Origin of the sequence: Nocardia caishijiensis NBRC 108228, from assembly GCF_001612825.1 — a bacterium.
Lineage (GTDB): Bacteria > Actinomycetota > Actinomycetes > Mycobacteriales > Mycobacteriaceae > Nocardia > Nocardia caishijiensis.
In genome coordinates this window covers 216,901-239,749 of the sequence record NZ_BDBE01000029.1, presented here as the reverse complement: position 1 = coordinate 239,749, position 22,849 = coordinate 216,901, and the positions used below count along the sequence as shown (strand labels likewise).

At 66.7% G+C, this 22,849-nt stretch carries 21 protein-coding genes; 11 read left to right on the top strand and 10 right to left on the bottom strand.

Features of this window, described 5'->3' with window-relative positions:
• Positions 1–96 precede the first annotated feature (96 nt).
• The 4 genes from NC7_RS12485 to NC7_RS12470 all read left to right on the top strand — a co-directional run bounded on the left by NC7_RS12485 (position 97) and on the right by NC7_RS12470 (position 6,733).
• A complete protein-coding gene (locus tag NC7_RS12485) occupies positions 97–4,824 on the top strand; it encodes a non-ribosomal peptide synthetase (RefSeq protein ID WP_067982323.1) in 4,728 nt (1,575 codons plus the stop codon).
• A gap of 105 nt (positions 4,825–4,929) precedes the next feature.
• A complete protein-coding gene (locus NC7_RS12480) occupies positions 4,930–5,445 on the top strand; it encodes a hypothetical protein (protein WP_157101962.1) in 516 nt (171 codons plus the stop codon).
• 112 nt (positions 5,446–5,557) lie between these two features.
• Complete coding sequence (locus NC7_RS12475) at positions 5,558–5,890, top strand: VOC family protein (RefSeq protein WP_067982317.1); 333 nt, start codon at positions 5,558–5,560, stop codon at positions 5,888–5,890.
• A 141-nt stretch (positions 5,891–6,031) separates the two neighbouring features.
• The gene (locus tag NC7_RS12470) at positions 6,032–6,733 is read left to right on the top strand and encodes a histidine phosphatase family protein (protein ID WP_067982314.1); all 702 of its coding nucleotides are present in this window, start codon (positions 6,032–6,034) and stop codon (positions 6,731–6,733) included.
• Positions 6,734–6,825: 92 nt separating this feature from the next.
• On the opposite strand, the gene NC7_RS29075 is transcribed toward NC7_RS12470, so the two are convergent.
• From NC7_RS29075 to NC7_RS12425, 7 genes are all read right to left on the bottom strand, one after another.
• Positions 6,826–7,146: a hypothetical protein gene (locus NC7_RS29075; RefSeq protein WP_159372847.1), complete on the bottom strand. Its 321-nt coding sequence runs from the start codon at positions 7,144–7,146 to the stop codon at positions 6,826–6,828.
• Positions 7,147–7,201: 55 nt separating this feature from the next.
• Positions 7,202–7,819 carry a hypothetical protein gene (locus NC7_RS12465; protein WP_067982311.1) on the bottom strand — a complete coding sequence of 206 codons (618 nt, stop codon included), beginning with the start codon at positions 7,817–7,819 and terminating at the stop codon, positions 7,202–7,204.
• 10 nt (positions 7,820–7,829) lie between these two features.
• Positions 7,830–13,247 carry a toxin glutamine deamidase domain-containing protein gene (locus NC7_RS28500; RefSeq protein ID WP_084458431.1) on the bottom strand — a complete coding sequence of 1,806 codons (5,418 nt, stop codon included), beginning with the start codon at positions 13,245–13,247 and terminating at the stop codon, positions 7,830–7,832.
• Entirely contained in the window at positions 13,247–13,567 is a 321-nt protein-coding gene (locus NC7_RS12440; protein ID WP_067982298.1) for a WXG100 family type VII secretion target, read from the bottom strand. The genes NC7_RS28500 and NC7_RS12440 overlap by 1 nt, the downstream gene beginning before the upstream one ends.
• Positions 13,564–14,067, bottom strand: a complete 504-nt coding sequence (locus NC7_RS12435; RefSeq protein ID WP_067982296.1) for a YbaB/EbfC family nucleoid-associated protein — start codon at positions 14,065–14,067, stop codon at positions 13,564–13,566. Before NC7_RS12435 ends, NC7_RS12440 begins: the two co-directional genes overlap by 4 nt.
• Before the next feature lie 99 nt (positions 14,068–14,166).
• Positions 14,167–15,516 (bottom strand): SagB family peptide dehydrogenase, encoded by a 1,350-nt coding sequence (locus NC7_RS12430; RefSeq protein ID WP_067982293.1) that lies wholly within the window; start codon positions 15,514–15,516, stop codon positions 14,167–14,169.
• Between the two features lie 26 nt (positions 15,517–15,542).
• A complete protein-coding gene (locus NC7_RS12425) occupies positions 15,543–16,517 on the bottom strand; it encodes an ABC transporter substrate-binding protein (protein ID WP_067982292.1) in 975 nt (324 codons plus the stop codon).
• Between the two features lie 187 nt (positions 16,518–16,704).
• Between NC7_RS12425 and NC7_RS12420 the strand changes: the two genes are divergently transcribed.
• Positions 16,705–18,552, top strand: coding sequence for an ABC transporter ATP-binding protein/permease (locus NC7_RS12420; protein WP_067982289.1), 1,848 nt, complete (start codon positions 16,705–16,707; stop codon positions 18,550–18,552).
• A 63-nt stretch (positions 18,553–18,615) separates the two neighbouring features.
• On the opposite strand, the gene NC7_RS12415 is transcribed toward NC7_RS12420, so the two are convergent.
• Entirely contained in the window at positions 18,616–19,035 is a 420-nt protein-coding gene (locus NC7_RS12415; protein ID WP_067982286.1) for a hypothetical protein, read from the bottom strand.
• Positions 19,036–19,336: 301 nt separating this feature from the next.
• On the opposite strand from NC7_RS12415, the gene rplN reads away from it, so the two are divergent.
• From rplN to NC7_RS12385, 6 genes are all read left to right on the top strand, one after another.
• Positions 19,337–19,705: a 50S ribosomal protein L14 gene (gene rplN / locus NC7_RS12410; RefSeq protein WP_019045060.1), complete on the top strand. Its 369-nt coding sequence runs from the start codon at positions 19,337–19,339 to the stop codon at positions 19,703–19,705.
• Between the two features lies 1 nt (position 19,706).
• Positions 19,707–20,024 (top strand): 50S ribosomal protein L24, encoded by a 318-nt coding sequence (gene rplX / locus NC7_RS12405; protein WP_067491085.1) that lies wholly within the window; start codon positions 19,707–19,709, stop codon positions 20,022–20,024.
• A gap of 1 nt (position 20,025) precedes the next feature.
• The gene (gene rplE / locus NC7_RS12400) at positions 20,026–20,589 is read left to right on the top strand and encodes a 50S ribosomal protein L5 (protein WP_019045062.1); all 564 of its coding nucleotides are present in this window, start codon (positions 20,026–20,028) and stop codon (positions 20,587–20,589) included.
• A gap of 4 nt (positions 20,590–20,593) precedes the next feature.
• On the top strand, positions 20,594–20,779 hold the full coding sequence (locus tag NC7_RS12395) for a type Z 30S ribosomal protein S14 (RefSeq protein ID WP_040731429.1): 186 nt from the start codon (positions 20,594–20,596) through the stop codon (positions 20,777–20,779).
• Between the two features lie 164 nt (positions 20,780–20,943).
• On the top strand, positions 20,944–21,231 hold the full coding sequence (locus tag NC7_RS12390; protein WP_067982284.1) for a hypothetical protein: 288 nt from the start codon (positions 20,944–20,946) through the stop codon (positions 21,229–21,231).
• Positions 21,228–21,656 carry a type II toxin-antitoxin system VapC family toxin gene (locus NC7_RS12385; RefSeq protein ID WP_201449855.1) on the top strand — a complete coding sequence of 143 codons (429 nt, stop codon included), beginning with the start codon at positions 21,228–21,230 and terminating at the stop codon, positions 21,654–21,656. Before NC7_RS12390 ends, NC7_RS12385 begins: the two co-directional genes overlap by 4 nt.
• Here the strand turns inward: NC7_RS12385 and NC7_RS29070 are convergent.
• The gene (locus NC7_RS29070; protein WP_157101960.1) at positions 21,613–22,149 is read right to left on the bottom strand and encodes a hypothetical protein; all 537 of its coding nucleotides are present in this window, start codon (positions 22,147–22,149) and stop codon (positions 21,613–21,615) included. The two genes, NC7_RS12385 and NC7_RS29070, sit on opposite strands and share 44 nt — an antisense overlap.
• Positions 22,113–22,769 (bottom strand): DUF8020 domain-containing protein, encoded by a 657-nt coding sequence (locus NC7_RS12375; protein ID WP_067982274.1) that lies wholly within the window; start codon positions 22,767–22,769, stop codon positions 22,113–22,115. The genes NC7_RS29070 and NC7_RS12375 overlap by 37 nt, the downstream gene beginning before the upstream one ends.
• Positions 22,770–22,849: the final 80 nt, after the last annotated feature.

The following is a 22,849-nucleotide window of genomic DNA, read 5'->3' as shown; positions in this document are numbered from 1 at the left end:
TCCGACGGCTTCGTCGCACCGCTCGGCGCGGTGCGACGAAGGATGTCGACCGGGTGTCGGCTGTCCGACGACCCGACCACTAGGAAAGGACGCAACATGAGTGCGCCGCAGATCGAAGACGTACTCGCGTTGAGCCCCCTGCAGGAGGGGTTGTTCTCCCTGTCGCGGATGGCCGGGGCCGAGATCGACCTCTACACGATGCAGTTCGTCGTCGACATCGACGGACCGCTCGACCCGGACCTACTGCGCCGCAGCGCTCAGGCCATGCTCGACCGTCACCCGAACCTGCGGGCCGCGTTCTGGGACACCGACGTACCCAAGCCGGTGCAGATCATCCCGTCCCACGCCGAGCTGCCCTGGGCCGAACGTGACGCGACGACAACCGAATTCCAGTCCATCGCGGAGTCGGAGCGGCGCGTGCCGTTCACCCTGAGCCGCGGTCCGGCCCTGCGCATCCTGCTGCTGAACGTCACCGACGCGCAGCGGCCGCGCAAGCGGATGATCCTCACCGCCCACCACATCCTGATGGACGGCTGGGCGGTCGCGGTGTTCTTCACCGAACTGCTCGCCGTGTACCAGGCGGGTGGGCGCCTCGACGGGTTGCCCGCTCCGCGTCCGTACCGCGATTACATCGGCTGGCTCGGCGCCCAGGACCACGATGCCGCCGCGCGGCGCTGGGCCGAGTATCTGGGTCAGGTGAGCGCCCCGTTGGTGCTGGCCGACGGTGCGGGCACGCGCGGTTCCTCGGTGCCCGAGACCACGCGACTGCGCCTGTCCGCGCCGGAAACCGAGCTACTCCAGCAATGGGCCCGCGCCAACGGCATGACGCTCAACACCGCCGTGCAGTTCGCCTGGACGGTGCTGCTCGGCCGGATCACCGACCGCACCGATGTCGTCTACGGCACCACTATCAGCGGTCGCCCGGAGAAGCTGACCGGCGTCGAAGGCATGGTCGGGCTGTTCATCAACACCGTTCCCGTCGTGCATCGGCTGGCGGCCGGTGAGCCGATCGTCGCGCAATGCGCTCGGCTGCAACGTGATTCGTCGGCCATGCGCGACATCGGCTATCTGAGCCTGTCGACGCTGCAGCGTGCGGCAGGCCAGGGCGCACTGTTCGACACCCTGTTCGTGTTCGAGAACGCTCCGATCGACGACGCGCTCGAGATTGTCACCGCCGCCGACGGCGCCCAGTTCCGGCCCATCGAGATGGAGAGCCTGGCCCACTACCCGCTCACGGTGGTGTCGCATCTGAGCGAGGGTGAACTGCTCGTCCTGGTCGAGGCGGTGCCCGCGCTGCTCGGCCACCTCGACCCCGCCGACCTCGGCGCCCGCTTGGTCGCCATCTTGCGCACCCTGCCCGCTCTCGACGCCGAGGCGACCCTCGACGCCATCGACCTGCTCACGCCAGCCGAACATGCCGAACTCGCCCGTGCTGCCGCGGATCGCACCCCAGCGCCGTCGGCGACGCCCTGGGAACTGTTCGAACGGCAAGTCGCCTCGACCCCGGATGCCACGGCCCTCACCACCACCGGGGGTGAGCACTTCACCTATCGCGAGCTACACGACAACGCCTGCCGCCTGGGCGCGGAGTTCGCCGCCAACGGTGTCGGCCCGGAAACTGTTGTCGCCCTGATGCTCCCGCGCGGCACCGACGCGATCATCACCATTCTGGCCACGTTCGCCGCCGGTGCCGCCTACGTCCCGGTCGACATCACCCTGCCCGTTGGTCGAATCGAATCCATTCTGCGCCAGTCGAACCCGGTGCTGGCCGTGGTCCTCGACACGGATCGTCACCTGCTCGCCGGAATCGCGCCACAGGGCGTGCTCCCAGGTTCCGACGGGTCGATCGCCGGGGCGCCTCGATCCGACGGCGCCGCGCCTACATCAGAGACGGAATCCGCGTCGGCCTCGCTCGGCGCGGAGTTGTCGGCGGCCGCCTCGGTAGATCCGAGTGCTGTGTGTGTCCTCGCGGTCGATGACGCCGTGGTTGTCGATCGGATCGCGAATCGCCCGGCACAGGCTCCCGCGGTCCTCCGTGAACTCGACCACGCCGCCTACATCATCTTCACCTCCGGCTCCACCGGCGAACCCAAGGGCGTCGTCGGCACCAATGCCGCCCTGGCCGGATACTTCGCCGATCACCTGGAGCGCTTCTACCGCCCGGCGATGGCGAAACTCGGCCGACCGCTGCGCATCGCGCACGCCTGGTCGCTCGGCTTCGATGCCTCCTGGCAGCCGATGGTCGGCTTCTTCGCGGGGCAGGCCCTGCATCTGTTCGACGCCGAGGAGATGCGCGACGCGCACCGAATCGTCTCGGGCATGGCCGAATTCGACATCGACATGATCGACACCACCCCGTCGATGCTGGCCCAGCTGGCGGCGGCGGGTCTGCTCGACCGCGAGCTGTCGGTCCTCGCTCTCGGTGGCGAGGCCATCGACACCGCCCTGTGGGCGCGCTTGCGCGCCCTCCCGGGGACCGCTGTGTACAACTGCTACGGGCCGACCGAGACGACCGTCGAAGCCGTTGTCGCCCCGGTCGCCACCTCGGACATCCCCACGATCGGCACCGCGAACGGCGGCATGGTCGGCTACGTGCTCGACTCGCGGTTGCGCCCGGTGCCGCCGGGGATCGTCGGCGAGCTGTACCTGTCCGGGGTGCAGTTGGCCCGCGGCTACCTGGGCAAACCCGCCATCACCGCCGACCGGTTCGTCGCCGACCCGACCTGCCCCGGGCAGCGCATGTACCGCACCGGTGACCTCGTGCGCCGCCTGCCCGGCGATCGCTTCGGTTATCTCGGCCGTGCCGACGCGCAGGTGAAGGTGCGCGGTTATCGCATCGAGGTCGGCGAGATCGAGACCGCCTTGCGTCGCTCGGCCGATATCGACACCGCCGCCGTCACCGTGGTCCGCCGTGCCGGTGGCGCGTCGCTGGTCGGGTTCGTCGTCGGCAAGGCCGGGCGCGCCGTGGTGGTGAGCCGGGTCCGCGCCGATCTCGCGCAGCGTCTGCCCGCGTACATGATTCCCGCGCGCATCGTCGTCCTCGATCAGCTCCCGGTGAACGTCAACGGCAAGCTCGACGGGCACGCGCTGAACGAGCTCGCCGAACAGGCACTGTCGTCGGCCGACAGCAACGCCGCCGCCGAGACGCCGACCGAGATCGCGCTGAGCGAGGTCTTCGCCGAACTCTTCGACGGCCGTGCGCCCGGTATCGACGCCGACTTCTACGAACTCGGCGTCGACTCCATTGTCGCGATCTCCCTGGTGAACAAGGCTCGTCGTCGTGGTCTGGCCTTGAACCCCCGCATGGTGCTGGCCTGCCCAACCATCCGCGAACTGGCCGCCGCCGTCGATGACGCGCCCGTCGCCGCCGAGGCCGGTGCCGACTCCTACGGCGTGGTCCCGCCGCTACCGGTGGTGTCGTGGATGTACGAGTACGGCAACTACCGGCGCTTCACCCAGACCGCGCTGCTACGCCTGCCCACCGGAATCGACCGCGCCGCACTGGAATCCACACTCCAGGCGCTGCTCGACGCCCACGACACCCTGCGCGCCGTGCTCACCGATACGCCCGACGGGCCACGCATGGTCACCCGCGCACCGGGTGTCGTTACCGCGGGCGACGTGGTGATCGAAGCGCCGCGTGGCCTCGCCGGGTCCGAATTGGATTCCGCCATCACCGAATTCGCGCGTCTCGCCAATGACGCGATCGACCCGAGGTCGGGGGAGATGGTGCGCGCGGTGTGGTTCGCGGGCGCACCGGGTTCGTCGGAAGTCGACCAGCGATCGGGCGACGCGAAGAATTCCGGGGGCGACACCGACAGTGGTTCCGGCGACATACTCCTGCTCGCGGTGCACCACCTGGCCGTCGATGTGGTGTCCTGGCACATCATGATCGACGGTCTCGCCGCCGCCTGGCAGCAGATCCAGTCCGGCGTCACCCCGAAGATGCTCCCGGAGTTCACCTCCTACCGGCAGTGGTCCGAGCTCATGTGGCAGCGGGCCGGCACCCCGGAAGTGCTGGCCCAGCGCGACTATTGGGTCGACCAGGTGCGTGGGCCCGACGCGCCCCTCGGCTCCCGCCGCCCCGCCCCGGCCTCCGACACCTGGTCGAGCCTGCGCGTGAGCACCGTCGCCACCCCGGTCGAGGTGACCCGGCGCCTCCTCGACCGCACCGGCAAGGACGAGGGCGTCCGCGAGTTCCTGCTCACCGCCCTCACCATGACCATGGCCGCACTGCACGCCGAGAACGGAAACGACCCCGCCGCAGGCGCTTTGATTGCCCTCGAGGGCCACGGCCGCGCCGACACCGAACTCGGCACCGACACCGCCAACACCCTCGGCTGGTTCACCAGCGTGTTCCCGGTTCGTCTCGGCGTCGGCGAGCACTGCGTGGATATCACCCGCGCCCAAGCCGATCCGGGTGCCGCACGCTCGCTGCTCGACTCGGTCACCGAGCATCTGCGCGAAATCCCCAACCAGGGACTCGACTACGGCCTGCTCCGCTACGTCGCCCGCGTGCCCGAACTCGGTACCGAACCCCAGGTGGAATTCAACTACCTCGGCCGAATCGACTTGAGCGGCAACAACAACGACCCGTGGTCGCTGCTCGTTGGCGCCCACGACACCGCCCTCCCACTCGACCCCGAACCCGACCTCCCCCTCCGCTACGCGGTGGACGTCATCGCGGGAATCGGCACCACCCCCGAAGGCCCCGCACTGACCACCAACTTCCGCTGGAGTGCCGCCCTGTTCACGGAAGCCCGAGCGAACCGCCTCGCCGAACTATGGGCCGAGGCGGTGCGACTCCTGGCCGCCGCCCTCTGAGCATCCGGTCGACACTTCCGGCCCGTTTCGGCAGACCGAAACGGGCCGATCGTCGATGCCGGTGGGCCGGTAGAGTAGACGTGACGTGATCGGGGGAGGAACGTGGTGCGCGAAGTCGCGGGAGTTCTCGCTTTGTCCTTGCTGCTCACGTCGTGCGCCGTCGTCGGCAGAGCTGAGCCGCACTGCCCGTCGGGAACATTGAACGTGCGGACGACCGAACGCGAGTTGGGTGACTTCGTCGCGCTGCAGAACCGGGTTCGCGAAGTGGTGACCGCGCGTGCAGTACCGATCACTATGCGCGAGATCGGCCGTCGCGCAGGCTGGTCGTCGGAATGGGACCGCATGATCCCGCTCCGACCAGGCGCAGCCCCGGAAAAGATCCTCGCGGCCGCGGGCATCGACGATCCGAAAATGTGTGTGAAGGGCATCCCGACTTTCGACCCCTTCTACGAGAGGGTCCACTACCCGAATTCCCTGTTCCTCGTCGGCACTCGCCCGGTCGACCGCGTCGAGTGGTTCCATCCGCAACCCCTGATCGAATTCGGTACCAAGGGTTTCCTCACACCGGATACGGAACTGATCATCGACCGCGGCAGCCTCGCACCCGCGCCCGGACAGTAGCCGGGGCATGTGCACGAGCTCGCCTACCGCATTTCGGCCTGATCACTGGTTACGCTGGTTGCCGACCGTTTTCCATTCGACGCAGTCCTGCTGTTCTTCGGAAGGAAGCACTATGAGTCCCGCTGTCGGCGCCGTCGTCATCCCCGTGTCCGATCTGGAAGCCGCCAAGAAGGTTTACACGGCCCTCTACGGGCAGCCTCACACCGACCAGCCCTACTACGTCGGCTACAACGTCAACGGCTTCGAAATCAGCCTCAACCCCCAGGGCGACCGCGCCACCGGCCCGATAGCCATGACCGACGTCGACGACCTCGACGCCACCCGAACCGCCCTGCTCGCAGCGGGCGCCACCGAGAAATCGGCACCCCAGACCGTCGCCCCCGACACCAGGATCTGCACCCTCACCGACCCCGACGGCAACCCCTTCGGCCTGCGCGGAAAATGATCCGAGCAGGGTGAGGTCGGCCCCCACCCCTCGAAAGTGTGCCATTCATCGGGAGATGACATGGCCGCTGTCCATCGGCGGAACCTACCGTCCCGGACCGGGTCGCACAGCGTGGCCCACATCGGTACGCGAGGAGTCCCCATGCCCCACATTGCGTCACGCCTGTCCACGACGATCGCGCTGGTCGGCCTGATCGCCTTCGGCGGCGGCAGCGCCGTCGCCGCGCCGCAAACCGGCGAAATGACACTCACCTTCGTCCGCCACGCCGAATCGGCAGGCAACGCCTCCGGCCTGATCGACACCTCCGTTCCCGGCTCCGAACTCACCGAAACGGGCGGGGAACAAGCCGCCGCGGCCGCTGTGCGCCTGGCGGATTGCAAATTCGACGGCATCTACGCGTCGACAATGATCCGCACCCAACACACCGCCCTGCCCACCTCGGAACTGTGCGACCGTCCGGTGATCGTCGAGGACGGCTTCCACGAGATCGAAGCAGGCATCTACGAAGGCACGCCCGAGAAGGACGCGATGGCGAACTACTTCGCCGCGCCGCTCCAGTGGATGCAGGGCAACCTCGACGCCCGCATCCCCGGCTCGATCAACGGCCACGAATTCAAAAAGCGCATGGACGACTCCATCCAGGACATCCAGGACCGCGGCCACAAGCGCGCGACGATCTTCTCCCACGGCGGCTCCATCATGGTCTGGACCCTCATGACCGTCACCGACCCCGACCTGAGCAAACTCCAGACCGACCCCATCCGAAACACCGGCCGCGTCACCGTGAAGGGCAGCCCCGCAAAAGGCTGGAAGCTGGTCACCTGGGACGGCACCCCCGCCTGACCCCTAACGCGCCGTCCACGCCGCGAGCAGATCGGTGAACCGGAGCTCGCGGCGAGGTGGTCGGTAGTTTCGCGCTCGCGATCCGGACCGAGTTAGCCGGGCGCGTCTGCCCTGTGCGATTCCCGAGAATCACGCTCGCACACGTGACCGAGATGCCGGATACCGACGTAGCCCGACTCGATCCGCCCCGGCGGAACGGATGAAGGAAACTGCACGAGCACTCCCGCTTCTCGCTCCACAACCAACGTCGCCGCCCCGCGATTCCGCACCCCGGGCACCACACGCCAGCCGAAATCGAACCCGATCAGACTGAACTGCTCGGTGGTCAGAAACGTTCGAACAAGGTTCCAGGCCAAAGCTTTTGAGATCGTCGCATGTCCATGTTCCATGCCGGATGCCTGCTCCGCCGTCACTTCACTCAGCGAGTCAGACCACCGCTTGGGCACGCTGGAATCGGCGACTATCGCATCACCGCTCGGTGAAGGGCTCCAGATCATTCGCCGACAGCGGTACGACCTGGGCGGGGTCTATCCGCGTCGCCGACAGCAGTTCTTCGATCGCTGCGCTCGGTTCGGGTTCATCGGTAGCGGTGACGAGGACCAGGTCGTCACTGTCGTCCCAGAACGGAGTGAACATTCCGAGCACCCGGCCGGACTTCATCTTCAGCGGAATGAAGGTACCGAAATCTGTACCCCAATAGAACCCCCGGGAGATTCTGGCCTCGATATCGTTGACGCTCGTCGAGATACGCGCAATCGGCACAGCGTTCTTGAAGGCCGATACGCTGTCCGCCGACAAACGATGATAGGGCAGCGATGGCCACGGGCGCATAGCATCCATCCGCGCCACAATTCGGTTCAAGAATTCTCGGAGTTCTGCGGCACCTTCCGGCATCGACACCACTTCAGGAATGGGAGTACCGGCCGCCAGGCCATCGGTCAGTATTCGATACTCATCCTCCTGGGTGAACGTCCCGAGAGGTTCGGTCAACAACGCATACGCGATCCTGTCCACAACGCTGTTGTCGAGCTCCTTCTCGAACTGCACCGAATACAAGATCGCGTTTACAACACCCTGCCAGCTCACGCCGTTCCCTTCATTGTGGTGGAGCTTCGAACCGGACCTGGCCCGGAGTTAGCGGTATGCCCAGGTTCCTGAGCTGGTTGATCGCCTGCATGGTGTGCCCGCGGGAGGGCCGGTAGTGCCCACTCGAGTCGGTCACCATCTGTAGTTCGCCGTCGACTACAGCCAGCTCGCCGGCTGCGGCGATGTTCGCACCGGCGAGAAAACTGGAGTGGTGAAAGAGTCCGCGCTCATGATAGTTCGAGGCATACAGGTTACCGTGCTCATCCATGACGAAGATCGCACGTCCCGCGCCACCCCAAGCAGTGGTGCCGGAGCGGGTATCGAACAATCTACCGTCCGCGTCGTAGATTCTTCCCTCCCGCACGTATAGCCGAAGACGCTGGCGTTCGAATTCGTTCAGATAGGCAACCCGCAAGGGGTGTTCCCATACCGAGTTTCCAACCTCGTGCTCTCCGCGATAGGTGGAGTTCATTTCCTGCGTTGCATAAGGCGGGCCTGCGCTGAACGGAAGGTCCGAGAAATCTTCTCGCGCCGACGCTTGCTGGTGACTGTTCGTGACAGGTGGCGGCGGTGCGATCGGCGCTCGCGCACGCACCGGCGGCGCGGCCGGTGGCGGCGCGAAGGTGCTCTGGCGAGGTTGGACCCCGAAAAGCTTCCGGACCAATCGGCGAATCGGCCCGGGCTCCCGTTGAGCGCTTCGCTGATCGGCGAAGCTCGGGTCGGCCCATGTCTGATGCCACTGAGGTGTCTGGAGCCCACGGTCGGCCCCGACGGGGTTCGGCTGGAAATTCGTGCCAGCTGATGGCGATGTCGGTGCGGGTCCAGGCGGGGGAGGGGGAATGGACGCGGGCGCACGATGGTCCGGAAGCCGAGCGGGGATGTGACTGCGGATATCGGCGGGGCCTGCCGGAGAATTCGGCTGGAGGTCGGTCGGAGCAGTCGGCGCGCCCTGGTCGATCCGACTGCCGATTCGCTGGAGGTCATTGTGCGACAGCCCGCTTGCCTGCGCTGGACCCAGCCCGAGTTGGTCCCGCAGCAAGGCGGTAAGGCTGTCGAGGTCGGCGGCGGTCGATGTACTGCGTGGATTCGCCGGGTCGAGGTCGATCCGCATGTCCGCTGTGCCGGGATCACTGATCGGAACGAGGTCGACCATCATCCAGTCGCCCGAGGGAAGCCGAGCGCCTTGGTTGAAGCGGAGATCGACGGCAAATTGGGCTCGCTCGACCAACGCCTGGACCAGCGCCGGATCGAGGCGGTCCTGCCCTGATAAGTGTAGGCCGAGCCGAAGTACCGACACGGGCTCACCGAACGCACGGATGAATCTCGCCACGGTGAAGCGGCGGTTGCCACCCGAATCCGCGACCGACCGAACTCCACCGTCCGGCCGCTGCTGACGCAGATTCTCGCGGGCGACGCGAGACTGGTTCGCGCCGTTCACCTCTTGTGAAGATGGTGGCTGGGGCGTCGGCGAATTGCCAGCTGGCGTTATTCCTCGAAGGTCCCCTCCGTCGGCCAGGTTCCCGAGCTGCGACTCTGCGCGTACGCCCACGATGTCGCGACTGCTGATACTCGATCCGTTGGTCGGTGGCGGATCGGATTCTTGGTGATCTCGACCTCCTGGGTGATGCCCGGGTCCTCCGGCGAAGCCAGGAACGTCAGGTGGACCCGGTACCGGATCGAGTTCGGGTCCTCCGAGATCCGAGTCAACTGGATTCGGCGCTGTTTCGGATACACCTGGTAGCCCTGGGGCGGCAGTCCCGCTTCCGTCGTTCGGTCGAATTCCTCCGCGATCACCGGCATCGCCATGCTCGAATGCGCGGTGATCACCCCCGTATGTTTGTTGATCACGTAGTTGCCCAAGCCCATTCCCCGCTGGGCTTGTTCCTCCGTGGACAACATCTGCTGGCAAACCCAGCCGTGTTTCCCCTCCAGGATGCTGTACTGCTGGTCCGGGCCGAACACCTGCGCCAGCAAATGTCTGGCCTGTTCCCGGCTGGTTATCGGTTCCGCCATGGGGCGGCCCTCCGTTCGCGTCGATGGGAATGCATCTGAGTTCTGCCGAGTTGTGGACCAGCGAGGGCGGCGGGCCGTCGAATGTTTCCCCCGACTGCGGGTCCCACCACACCGGTCCAGCGGCTCCCGGTGGAAAGACGATCACCGTAGCGTGGCCGCCGTTGAAGACAGGCGAACCGTCCGGCAGGTATCGCTTGTTGCCGTTCGCATCCCGTGCGTGCCACATGGTTCCGACGAATGCGGCCGAACCCGGGCCGAGCGCGGCGATGTAGTTGTGCAGAGCCTGGTACTGATCCGGGATAGGCATGCCGGAAAACGACGCAAGACCCGCACCCAGCCAGGCCTCGACACGTTGGGGGCCGTTCCACTCGCCCGATACGTTGTCCAACTCGCCGTTCGGCAACCGGTCCGGCCACCGTGGCGCGGACACACGTGGAAGACCGAAGAAGGACGACAACGCCGCGAGAGAACAGTCGAGACAGTTGTTGCCGCGACCGGGGACGGTGCGACCACCGTCGTTGGTCAACCGCCCGTACGGATGGGTTCGAGGGTCGGCACCTCGGACGAACCCGTTGCCCGCGCGCAGCGAGTCCTCGACTCGGTTCTGATGCACGGGGTCTTCGATATCGGTGAGGTGGCGGTGGTCGACGACGCGTGAGTTCGCCGGATCACTGAATCGCGCAGGGGTATTCGCGCGGGCGATGTCGTTGCTGACCTCGCGGAGATCGTCGGGACTCAACTGCTGCCCAGCGGGCGCCGGGAAGAGGCCCATGTGGTCCCGCAGTGTGTTGGCGACGGAATATGCGGACTGCTCCGGGGAAACGGTCATGTCGGCGGCGGCAGGATCCGAGGCGATCTCGACATCGACCAGGAATTGATCGCCGCTGAGCAATCGACTGCCGTTGTTGAAGGTCGCGTCGACGATTGCCTGGATGCCCTCGACCGCCTGACGGAGTTCGCTGGGCGACATCTGGTCCGCGTGAGGAATATGCGCACGGATGGTCGCGACGGCAACCCACTGGTTTCCACCCAGGTGGAACCGGCGGATCGAATACGCCGGGGGGCGTTGCAGGAATGGGCTGCGGTTGGCGTCGACAGGGACGGTCCGGCCGTCCTGCGACGGCTGGCCGCGAAGGCTTTCGCGAAGTGTGCGCGCTTGGCTCTGGACAGAATGGCCCATGTCTTGCGGGCCGGGCGAGACGCCTGGTGTCTGTGTCGGGCCGAAAGCTGGATTGCTGTTGACGGAGCCGTTCGGAATGGGACTACTACCGAGGGGCTGGGCTGTCGTGGGCGCTGCGGGGGCGGATGGTGCCGCGGCTTCCGTAGTCGAGCGGCGGGGCGAGTCGGGTCGAGATGTGTCGACACCAGGGGCAACGCTCGTTCGCGACGATGGCTGCGAAGGCGACGGGGTTGCACCGATCGGCGCCGGAGGCACCTGTGACGGGGACGAGCCCGGTGTGGGGCCGACGGAGGAAAGGGTAGACGGCGTGGAGGTTCCGGCCTGGGAGACCGCATTCGTCGTCGCCGCCGGAGCAGAGGTTGTGGTGGCTGCCGCTGTTTCGGTGGAAGCGGGTGAGCTGTGGCGATCGACAATCGGTGACGGGGTGCCGCCGACAGCTGTCGGCGCAGCAGCGGGGACGGTCGCGGTCGGCGCTTGTTGAGGTGTCGACTCAGAGACCGTGCTCGGTGCCGGAGTAGCCGGATTCTGTTGCGCCGGTGGCGGTGGGGACGTCTCGGATTCCGGAGCGACGGCAGTCGGTGACTGTTGGAGTGGGAGGTCGAGGGTCGAGGTGTCGGTGGCGATCGGCGCTGGCTGAACCGGAGTGTCCGGTGTGGTGGCGGATGGTACGGAGGTGTCGTTGTCTGCGGGCGCGCCGTTGTCGAGCGTCGGCGCGTCCGTTGATTGCGCGGTCTCGGCGGTCGGAGGTGTGTCGGCGGCGGGATTCGACTGAAGAGCTTCGACAGTCGGCGGGGTGTCGGTGGGCGGCGGATTGCCCGCGGCGCCAGGGTCATCGGTAGTCGGCGCCGATGTAGGTGGGTCGCCTACCTCGGTGGAGACGGGTGCACCGGACGTGACCGGCGGCTCGGTTGATGCCGGGGGCGGGGCGTCGGTCGAATTGCTACTAGCGGAGTCTTCGATGGCTGTCGGTGCTGATGTTGCGGGGTCGTCCGTTGCTGCGGGCGCGGTCTGGGAGGGGTCGCCGGTGGCGGCGGGTGCTGATATTCCGGGGTCGCCGGTGGCGGCGGGTGCGGTCTGGGAGGGGTCGCCGGTGGCGGCTGGTGCCGACGTCGCCGGATCGCCGGTCGCCGCCGGGGCAGTCGAGGCGGGTGCGTTGTCGCCGCCTGGTACCGAGGTGGTCGGAGAGCCGTTGCCGGGTGCGGACGCCGCCGGATCGCCGGTTGAGGCGGGCGCGGTGGCAGCGGCGGGGGTGGTTGCGCCGGGGAGGTCGGTGCCGAGGTCGGGGACCGTCGGTGCCTGACCAGGTGAGGAACCGCCGGATTCCAGGGCGGTTTGCACACCGCCCGCACCGGCACTGGTGAACGTGTCGACGCCGATGTCGAGCTTGAATTCCTGCCCGAGGAAGGCGGCGCCGACTCCGGCTGCCGCTGCTTGCGCGGAGATGTCGGCACCAAGTTCGGTGACGGTGCCACCCACGACCTTGCCCGCGAGTTTGCCGACGGTGGAACCAGCGGTGTCGGCGAGAGCGCCTGTGCCGCCGCCCAATACGCCGCCCACCGCGCCGCCGACCGCTCCGCCGAAGGTGGCGAGGCCCAGATCGGTCCAGCCGAACTTGTCGGCGGTGCGGTCGCCGTTGGACACCTGGATGAGCCGGGCGGCCAGGTCGACGCCGCCCTCCTCCAGCGCTTCGAAGGCCGCGCCGCGCAGGGCGAGCCGGGCGGCTGCTTTGGCCGCGCCCCGGGTGAGCATGCGGGCGATGAGTTGTTTGATCGCCATCCGCACCGCGATCTGGCCCGCGACGCGCGCGGCGACACCGGCGACCGCACCCACACCCGTCCAGGACGTCGCCAACGCCACCGACAGTTCGACCGCCGTGACGATCATCGTTCCGATGATCACCAGCTTGGTGTGCTCGATGTCGTTCGCGCCGTCTTCGAGCAGTGTGGCTTGGGTTTCACACCATTTGCGGACCGCCGTCATCGTCGCCTGGTCCCCGGACAGCAGCTTGTCGCGGAAAGTGGCTATGGCGGTGTGGGTTTCACCCTCGGATATCGCCGTCAGCGCGGCGTTCAGCGCCAGCGCGGCCGCGTCGTCGACGGTGTCGAGAGTGGTGGCGACCGCGGTCCACCCGTCGGCGACCCGACGCATGGCGGTTTCGTCGCCGTCGGGCCAATCACCTGCTCCAAGAATGTATTTGGCGACCCACTGCAGTTCGTCGGGGATCTCGATGCCCATTACAGGGCGCCCTCGGCCTGGGCGATCTGCCCGGCGTGCCCGGTGTCCTGTGTCTGGAAGGTGTCGGCGATGGTCACCATGTTGGTACCGAGCTGGGTCATGGTGGTGGCCAGGCCGGTGACCGCCTTCTGGCCCGGTTCGACTCCCGGCGTGTAGTTCTCGGCGAACGCGGAACCGATCTCGTCCCCGCCCCAGCACTCACCCTCGGCCGCGATCACGGCCGCCAACTGCTCGGCCGCGGTGGTGATCGTGGCGGCGACCGAGGTGAAGGCGGGCTGAGTGTTGCGCAGGCCGTCCGGATCGACGTTGAGCGCACTCATCGCAGGTAGGTTCGGTTGCGGAAGTAGCCGTCCTCGTCGTCCTCGTCGTCGATGAGACCGCGTGGCGCCTCGACGACCGGTTCGGGCGTTGGCGGCGGGGGTGGGGCCAGTTCGGCCATGAGGTCTTTGAGGCTCGGTGCGCCGGGCACCAGGTCGGACAGGTCGGGCATGGACGCGGAGATCGGGCTCAGGGCGTCTTCCTGGGTGCGGGCGGTCTGCCGGGAGAGTTCGGTGAGTGCTTCGGTGACCGAGCGGCCGAGGGATTCGGGAGTGGATCGTTTGAAGGCATCGGGTTCGATGTGCACCTCCGACACCCCGGCGATGTTCCCAGACGCGCGGACCAGCCCGTCCTCGGACCACACACTCACCAGTTCGGCCGCTCGTGACTGCATTCCGAGCAGCGCCGACTTCTCCGATTCGAACATCTCCAGCATCGAATCGATCTGCGCGCGCAGGGCGTTGTTCTCCGCACGGGTCGGCGCCGACCACTCGTCGTTCATGAAACCCTCGCTCCGATAGAAAGCACGTCGATGGTTAGGACGCACGACCCGCGCCGCGGGTTGCATCGTGTGACGTAGCTCTCACATAGGTGGCGGGGCTCAGCGTGCGGGCGAGCCGACAATGATGCTGCCGACGTTGCATTCCTCGAGTTCGTCGAGGCCGGTGGCGGTGGCGAAGGCGGAGGTGTCGGAGAAGCCCTGGGCGACGACGCCGAGGTTCATGGCGGTGGCCGCGAGGTAGACGGTCTGCATGAGGACGCCGACGTGCTTGAGGATGTTGGCGTAGGCGACCTGTTCGTAGCTCCACATCACCCGGCCCGCACGGGCCGAAACCAGCAGTACCACTTGGGGTTCCGCGCCGCCTGCCAGGGTGGCCGAGGTGGACTTCACCAGTTTCTGGACGGCGGGTGCGTCGTAGACGGCCACGGGGCGCAGGGCGTGATCGACCGAATCGTAGTGGTACATGCCGCTTTCCAAGCCCGCCACGTTGCGCACAACGGGGTAGACCTCGAGCTCGTAGGCACCGCCGCCGGAAGGGTAGGGGCGGGAGCCGTCTTCGCGGGTGCGGGCGCTGCGGAAGAGCAGTTCGCCGAGCTGGGCGGCGGTGACGGGCGCGCTCTCGTCGAAAGCGCGGGTGGACACGCGATCCTCGAGAGCCGCCGACAGGCTCGGGTCGGTGACGCGAAGCGCGACCAGATCCGGCTTCGGCAGGAAGATCGGTTCACCGGCGAAAGGTGCACGGCGAGCGGGTAATTCGGGGAACTTGCCCTCGGCCCAGCGGGTCGGCCCGAAATCGTCCCAGGTGACCGTGCGGGCGCCGAGCGTGCTGCGGCGGTGGAACCACAGGTCGGGGGCGTTCCACGAGCGGGTGGCGAACCGGTGTTCCTCCTCGTCACCGTCGACGAGGAAGCCACACCACTGCAGATCCGCCATGAACTGCGTTTTCACCGCGGCCGCGACCGGGGAATCGGCGGCCAGCGGGCCGTCGAGCAGCGCGAGCAGACGCGGATCGTGGATGCGCAGATCGCACCACGAGCGCGGATGTTCGAGCACGAAACCCTGCGCGTCCCGATGCAACACGGCGAACTTCGACAGCGTGGCCGACCAGGTCGGCAGCGCGACCTCGGGCCGGGGCGCGGGCTGGGCGAAGGGGCGGATGCTGTAGAGGTCGCGGCCGCCGTCGCGCACGGTCACCGCGAGCCAGCCGCCGTCGGTGAGCTTGCGCATGAGGCCGGTGATGTCGTCACCGGCGGCCGCGGTGGCCATCTCCGCGGCCGTCGCCGGGCCCTGGTTCAAGGTTTTCAACGCCTGCAACGCTCCCGCGCCGAGACCGGTGAGCTTCTCGTTGCGCGGCGGATTGAGCAGCACCGCACCGGCGGGCGTGGTCAAACAGGTGACACCCGCGCGGAGGGCGAACCGAGTCTGGGCGGGATAGGGAGAGGCGAGCACGGTGAATCCTCGTGTTGTGGTGGAGCTTATTTCGCGGCGGCGGCGAACGCGGGTGCGAGCTTGTCGAGCATGTACGGCACCGACAGGGCGCTCGGCTGGTTGATCGCGCTGATCTCCTGCGTGGTCAGGAACACCACCGAACCCTTGCGTACCGACGGCAGCTCCGAGTATCCGGGCAACTGGCGGTACTTCTCATCGAGACCGGGGGAGTAACCGGCCAGCAGCAGGTCGGCGGTGAGCTCGTCGACCCGCTCCGGCGACAACGCCAGGCGGCCCTGGTTGGCGGGCTGCGCGGTCAGGTTCGCGGGAATCGACATACCGAGCTGGGTGAACACCTTCGCCGAACCGTCGTTGGGGTCGGTGAGCACCATCAGCTGGGCCGGGCTGGCCAGCCACGTGCTGGCGAAGGTCTTGCCCTTCAGGCCCGGGTTGGCAGCGGTGATGGCGGCGATCTTGTCGTCGACCTTCTTGATCGTCGCGGTCGCGTCGGACTCCTTGTGCAGCACCTTGCCCAGCGCCGTCACCTGGTCCTGCCAGGGGGTGACGGCGTCCTTGGTGAGCGCGGGGATGGTCGGCGCCACCTTCGACAGGTCGTCGTAGGTCTTCTGATCGGCGATGAAGGGATCGGCCAGGATCAGGTCGGGTTCCAGCGCGGCGACCTGCTCGGCGACGCTGCCCTGGGTGTTGAGCGCGGTGGCGGACTTCAGGGTCTCGGGCGTCCACGGCGGGGTGCTCTTGGACAGCGCCGAGACGTTGTCGATGTAGCCGACGGGCACGACGCCGAGCGCCAGCGTGGAATCGAGCCACTGATTACCCAGGGCCACAATCTTTTTCGGGGTACCGGTGACGGTGGTCTCGCCGCGGGCGTGGGTGATGGTCACCGCTTCGCCCGAGCCCGCCTCGTCGTCGGTGGAACCACAGGCGACGACGCCGAAGGCGAGCACACCGGCGAGCGCGGCCGTCGCGGCGCGCCGCCAGCCGCGCGAAGTCCGAGCAATCATCGTTGCGTCCTCCCTAGCTCGAGGAGTCGTCCTCGATTCGGCCCGAAGGCTCGATCCAGCATAAGTCAGCCAAGGCTAACCTACGTAGGCTTTCGCTCGGCAATCGATGGGGGCGCGTGCCGGGCGAACGGGCGCGGGCCGGGTTAGACTGCGCCGAATTTCGGCGGTCGTGGGATGGGAAGCGTGCGTGGAGACGTCTAGGGACTGGAGCGTCGAGTGGTTCGAGAGCGCCAAGTGGCTCGGAATCGCCTTCCTCATCACTGCGGTGGCCTTCGTGGTCATCGCCGCCTTGTTGCTGCGATTCACCAAGTGGGGCAGGCAGTTCTGGTCCGTCAGCGGTGACTACTACCGCGGTCCTGGGGCGTGGAAGACCTGGCTGTTCGTCGCCGCCCTGCTGTTGATGGCGTTGCTGACCGTCCGGTTGAGCGTGCTGCTCAGCTACTGGGGCAACGATATGTTCGCCTCGTTCCAGCTCGCCGCCTCGGCGTTGCAGTCCGACGACGCGGAGTCGCTGTCGCAGGCCAAGACCGGGTTCTGGGACTCGGCGAAGCTGTTCACACTGCTGATCGCCATCTGGACGGTCAAGGAGCTGGTCTACCTCTACGCCAAACTGGCCTTCGACATCCGCTGGCGGGTGTGGTTGACCGACCACGTCACCACCGACTGGATGGACGGCGTCGCCTTCTACCGGTCCCGGTTCATCGACAACACGATCGACAACCCCGACCAACGAATCCAGGCCGACACCATCACCTTCACCGAGCAGTCGCGCACACTGGCGCTCGGCGCCGTGACGGCCATCGTCTCGGTCGTGTCGTTCACCAAGGTGCTGTGGGATCTGTCGGGGCCGATGACCATTCTCGGCGTCACCATCCCGCGCGCCGCGTTGGTCATCGTGTTGACCTACGTCTTCGTGTCGACGGTGATCGCCTTCTGGATCGGTCGACCCCTGATTCGGATCAACTTCCTGCGCGAACGCACGAACGCCAACTTCCGCTACGCACTGGTGCGGGTGCGTGACGCGGCCGAGAGCGTCGCCTTCTACCGGGGTGAGAACGTCGAGCGAGCCGGTCTGCTCAGCCGTTTCGCCGAGGTGATCCGGGTGCAGTGGGCCTACGTCTACCGGATGCTCAAGTTCGTGGGCTGGAACTTCGTCGTCACCCAGTCCGCCTACCTGTTCCCCTATCTCATCCAGGCACCCCGGTTCTTCAGCGGGCAGATCACCCTGGGTGGCATGAACCAGACGGCGACGGCGTTCCGCGAAATCCAGGATTCGCTGTCGTTCTTCCGTGACTCCTACGACGACTTCGCCGAGTACCGAGCCTCCCTCATCCGTCTGGACGGCCTGCTGATCGCGAGCGGTGAATCGCGGCAGCTGCCAAGGCTCGCGACCGTCGATGTCGACGACGCGGTGCGCCTGGACAAGGTCGATGTGCGCAAGCCCGACGGCGAGGTGCTCATCGACGACCTGAACCTGCGGTTGGTTCCCACCGAAGCACTGGTGGTCAAGGGTGTTTCGGGCAGTGGGAAGACGACGTTGCTGCGCGCGCTCGCGCAGATGTGGCCGTACAGCGACGGTGAGTTCGGTCGCCCGGCGGGCACCGACACGCTGTTCCTGTCCCAGCTTCCCTACCTCCCGCTCGGCGATCTGCGCACCGCGGTCGAATACCCGGTCGAGTCGACGGGGATCACCGACGACACGCTGCGTGAGGTGCTCACCAAGGTGCACCTCGGGCATCTCGTCGACCGCCTCGACGAAGAGGCCGACTGGGCGAAGATCCTGTCCCCGGGCGAGCAGCAGCGCCTGGCCTTCGCTCGCATCCTGCTGACCCGGCCCAAGGTCGTGTTCCTCGACGAGGCGACCTCCGCCGTCGACGAGGGTCTGGAGTACTCCCTCTACAACCTGATCCGCACCGAGGTCCCGGACACCATCGTCGTGTCGGTGGCTCACCGCAGCACGGTCGATCAGCACCACACCCAGGTGCTCACTCTCGCGGGTGACGGTTCATGGGAACTGGCGCCCGTGAAGGGTTGACACCGAGTCGATCGCGAAGCGGCCGAACGAAGCCCTGATCAGGGCGTCGTTCGGCCGTTGCCGTCAGGAGAAGCTGCCCGCGCTGCCGGTCGCGAGGTCGCAGGCCAGCCCGCTGCCCGCGTTGATGATGCGCATGACGGTCGGGATGCGCTTGGAGACCAGCGGCATGCCGGTGGCGTGCAACAGCGCGGTCAGCTGCACCTCGACCTCGGATTCCACGTGGTAGAACGCGGTGGCCTTGGCGACCGTGACGCCGCCGACGGTGACCTCGAGGTCGACGGTGTCGCTGGCGAAGAATTTGCCGTTGGCGACGAAGTCGACCTGGGCGCCGACGTAGTCGTCGAGGCCGACCACGTCGATCTTCGAGGTGCAGCCGACTGTGAGGGTGTCGGTGAGCATGTCGACGACCGGTCCGGCGGCGGCCTGCGGTGCGAGCACCGTGAGGACGGCGGCGAAGGCGGTGGCGGCAAGGGTGAGTTTCATGGTGGCTCCTGCTCGGCTCGTCCCCGCGACGAGCAGGGGGACCGTAACAACGCGACGCCCCGGCGCACGGTGGTTTGAAACATATTCACTTCAAATTGACCGACGACCCCCGATTTGGGTCGACCTGGGGATTCACCTACACTAGACCGGTTGCCTGCGGGAGCTGTGCCCTCGCAATCCGGCCGTGAACCCCCAGTGGTGGACAAAACCGCTGGCAGGCGCGCGTCCGGTGGGTGACTGACCATGTGCGTCGGGTCGGCAATCCGGCGTACGTATACATCCAGGTCCAGGAGGTGCTGAAGTGATTCAGCAGGAGTCGCGACTGCGCGTCGCCGACAACACCGGGGCGAAGGAAATCCTTTGCATCCGCGTGCTCGGTGGCTCGTCGCGTCGCTATGCCGGTATCGGTGACATCATCGTCGCCACCGTCAAGGACGCCATCCCCGGCGCGAACGTCAAGAAGGGCGACGTCGTCAAGGCTGTCGTCGTGCGCACCGTCAAGGAGCGCCGCCGTCCGGACGGTTCCTACATCAAGTTCGACGAGAACGCTGCTGTGCTGATCAAGGCGGACAACGATCCGCGCGGCACCCGCATCTTCGGCCCCGTCGGCCGTGAGCTGCGCGACAAGCGTTTCATGAAGATCGTTTCGCTGGCCCCGGAGGTGCTCTGACATGAAGGTGCACAAGGGTGACACCGTGCTCGTCATCTCGGGCAAGGACAAGGGCGCCAAGGGCAAGGTCATCCAGGCCTACCCGGCGACTGGCAAGGTTCTCGTCGAAGGCGTGAACCGCATCAAGAAGCACGTCGCGGATTCCGCCAACCAGCGTGGCGCCTCCTCGGGTGGCATCGTGACCCAGGAAGCCCCGATTCAGGTTTCCAACGTGATGGTCGTCGACTCCGACGGAAACCCGACTCGCGTCGGCTACCGCACCGACGAAACCACCGGCAAGCGGGTTCGGATCTCCCGTAAGAACGGGAAGGACATCTGACATGACCACCTCTGAGCAGACTCAGCCCCGGCTGAAGGCGCGCTACCGCGCCGAGATCAAGGACGCGCTGAACAGCGAGTTCGAGTACGCCAACGTGATGCAGATCCCGGGCGTCGTCAAGGTCGTCGTCAACATGGGTGTCGGTGACGCCGCCCGTGACGCGAAGCTGATCAACGGTGCCATCAAGGACCTCGAGCTGATCACCGGTCAGAAGCCGGAGGTCCGCAAGGCCACCAAGTCGATCGCGCAGTTCAAGCTCCGTGAGGGCATGCCGATCGGCGCCAAGGTCACCCTGCGTGGCGACCGCATGTGGGAGTTCCTGGACCGTCTCGTGTCCATCGCGCTGCCCCGTATCCGCGACTTCCGCGGCCTGTCGCCGAAGCAGTTCGACGGCAACGGCAACTACACGTTCGGCCTCAGCGAGCAGTCGATGTTCCACGAGATCGACGTGGACTCCATCGACCGCCCGCGCGGTATGGACATCACCGTGGTCACCACCGCGACCAACAACGAAGAAGGCCGCGCGCTGCTGAAGCACCTCGGCTTCCCGTTCAAGGAGAACTGAGCACATGGCTAAGAAAGCACTGCGCATCAAGGCGGAGGCCAAGCCGAAGTTCGCCGTCCGCGCCTACACCCGCTGCCAGCGTTGCGGCCGCCCCCACGCGGTCTACCGCAAGTTCGGCCTGTGCCGCGTGTGCCTGCGCGAAATGGCCCACCGCGGTGAGCTCCCGGGCGTGCACAAGAGCTCCTGGTGATCCCGCGCTCCTCGTGAGCGCAACCACCTAGGCGAATACCCCACGAAGACACGGACTTCCGAGCGAAGTCCGTGTCTTCGTGCGTTTACCGACGGCGAACGCGTCGTGATGGGTCGGCTGCGCGATTCAGTACCACAGTGTGGTACACGGTGGTACGATGAGGTATGGCCGTTCCCGAGCAGACCCCTCCCGAAATAAGTGTGCGCGCGTTCGTCAACGACTCCGGGCGAATGACGAGGAGCCTTCGCGACGGCGAGCGGTTTGTACTCACGATGAACGGCGAGCCGTTGGCCGACGTCATTCCGATTCGTCGGAGTCGCTTCGTTTCGACCGCGAGGGCGCAGCAGGCCTTCGCCGGGATTCCGGCATTGGACGCGGATGAATTGCGTCGCGACCTCGACACGATGATGGATGACGAACTCGCCGACGACCCTTGGCCGGTGGACGAGTGAGTCGCCACCAGCGGGGTGTACTCGACACCTGCATCGTCGCGGCCCTCGGTCTGTTCGATGTCGCTGATCTCCCCGTCGAGTCGGCCATCACGGCTGTCACGCTGGGCGAGCTGTCCCATGAGCCGCACGCGACCGACGACGTTATCAAGCGGGCCAACCGGATCGCCGTACTGCAGCGGGTGGAGGCGGAATTCGGTGAGGCGCTGCCCTATGACACGCGAGCCGCTCGCGTATTCGGTTCGCTCTGCGCTCAGGTCTATGCCATCGGCCGCAGTCCACGTCGCCGAAGTTCGGACTTGATGATCGCGGCTACTGCGGCGAGTAACGGGCTTCCCTTGTTCACGACGAATCCGAAGGACTTCGCTGGTCTGGAGGCGATGCTCACCGTGGTTCCGGTCGTCCGGCCGCCGGGTGCGACCGGCTGACAGGAGTGTTCTCCGCAGATCGGGCAGCGAGATTCGGGTCCTCGCTGGCGAATCGGCGTAAGCGCATCGGTTCGGAACGTCGACGCAATCGCATCTCTGCCAGGCGGATCGCCTCGCGAATGATCTCGGCTTCGCTCGTCTTCGATTGGGCCGCAGCATCTTCGAATGCCTCGAGGTCGTCGGCTTCGGTTGAATTGATCTCGCCTTCGACGATCAGGGCGCGCATCCGGGCGATCGCCTCGATGCGGCGTCCACGATCGATCACCTCTCGCAACGCAGCCTCGACAGTGTCGCTGTCGGTAGCTGTTTCCAGGTATCGAGCCGCCTCGGCCAGTGTGGCGCCATCGATTTCGACCGATTTCCGTGCCATCGAAACTCCTCGGGTGCCGCTGTCGCCGCATCGGATGAAGGGACGGTACCCGTCGGAGAATTCCGTCCCTTCATTCGATGCCAGGCCTACCAGCAGAAACGGTAGTCTCCGCTGCCCCGGCACTCCACCTCGTACTCCCACTGGTCGGGGACGTCGGAGTTGGGGATGGACGCACCCGCCGCACCGCCGATGGCCATGCCGCCGAGAACGCCGACGATCAGGGCCACCGGAAGGGTGATCGGGAGCAGGAGCCCGCCGGTGGCGATGCCGAGAACCAGGCCGACGATGACGCCGCCGATGCCACCGATCGCCGACCCGATCGCCATGCCCGCTTCGGTGCTGCGCTGGCGCGGAGAGGTCTTGCGCCAGTAGCCGATCTCCCGCGCGGCGACGTCGGCGATCAGGCGGGTGCCGTTGGCCTCGAGGCGCGGCGCCAGCGTGACCACGTTCTGTTCGAACGCGATGACGCGCGGAGTGCTGCTGAGGAGTGTGCCGTCGGCCGCCAAGGCCTCGATGGCGTCGTCGGTGACACGGAAGGTTCCGCCGGTCAGCGTGGTGGTCAATGTGTTGCCGTCGCGCGCCGCGTCGTACCCGACGCCGTGGTCGACCCCGCTCGCGCTCGGGGGCAGAGCGGCCAGCGCCTCCTGCGTCGTCGCCGGGGGTGACGCGACCGCGGTGGTCTCGACGACGCCGATCGCGGCGATGGCGAGCGCAGTGGCGAGGACGAACTTCTTGAATTTCATGTCTTCCTTGATTTCTCTTGGTGGAGAGGGGAATTCGAGGGCGCGTGGACGACTCGACCACGCGCCCTGTGCAGATGTCG

Bases quoted from the DNA above. Each gene is read 5' to 3' on its own strand.
- NC7_RS12485 (WP_067982323.1), top strand. From the start codon at position 97: ATGAGTGCGCCGCAGATCGAAGACGTACTCGCGTTGAGCCCCCTGCAG.
- NC7_RS12475 (WP_067982317.1), top strand. From the start codon at position 5,558: ATGAGTCCCGCTGTCGGCGCCGTCGTCATCCCCGTGTCCGATCTGGAA.
- NC7_RS12470 (WP_067982314.1), top strand. From the start codon at position 6,032: ATGCCCCACATTGCGTCACGCCTGTCCACGACGATCGCGCTGGTCGGC.
- NC7_RS28500 (WP_084458431.1), bottom strand. From the start codon at position 13,247: ATGGGCATCGAGATCCCCGACGAACTGCAGTGGGTCGCCAAATACATT.
- NC7_RS12440 (WP_067982298.1), bottom strand. From the start codon at position 13,567: ATGAGTGCGCTCAACGTCGATCCGGACGGCCTGCGCAACACTCAGCCC.
- NC7_RS12435 (WP_067982296.1), bottom strand. From the start codon at position 14,067: ATGAACGACGAGTGGTCGGCGCCGACCCGTGCGGAGAACAACGCCCTG.
- NC7_RS12425 (WP_067982292.1), bottom strand. From the start codon at position 16,517: ATGATTGCTCGGACTTCGCGCGGCTGGCGGCGCGCCGCGACGGCCGCG.
- NC7_RS12415 (WP_067982286.1), bottom strand. From the start codon at position 19,035: ATGAAACTCACCCTTGCCGCCACCGCCTTCGCCGCCGTCCTCACGGTG.
- rplX (WP_067491085.1), top strand. From the start codon at position 19,707: ATGAAGGTGCACAAGGGTGACACCGTGCTCGTCATCTCGGGCAAGGAC.
- rplE (WP_019045062.1), top strand. From the start codon at position 20,026: ATGACCACCTCTGAGCAGACTCAGCCCCGGCTGAAGGCGCGCTACCGC.
- NC7_RS12395 (WP_040731429.1), top strand. From the start codon at position 20,594: ATGGCTAAGAAAGCACTGCGCATCAAGGCGGAGGCCAAGCCGAAGTTC.
- NC7_RS12390 (WP_067982284.1), top strand. From the start codon at position 20,944: ATGGCCGTTCCCGAGCAGACCCCTCCCGAAATAAGTGTGCGCGCGTTC.
- NC7_RS12375 (WP_067982274.1), bottom strand. From the start codon at position 22,769: ATGAAATTCAAGAAGTTCGTCCTCGCCACTGCGCTCGCCATCGCCGCG.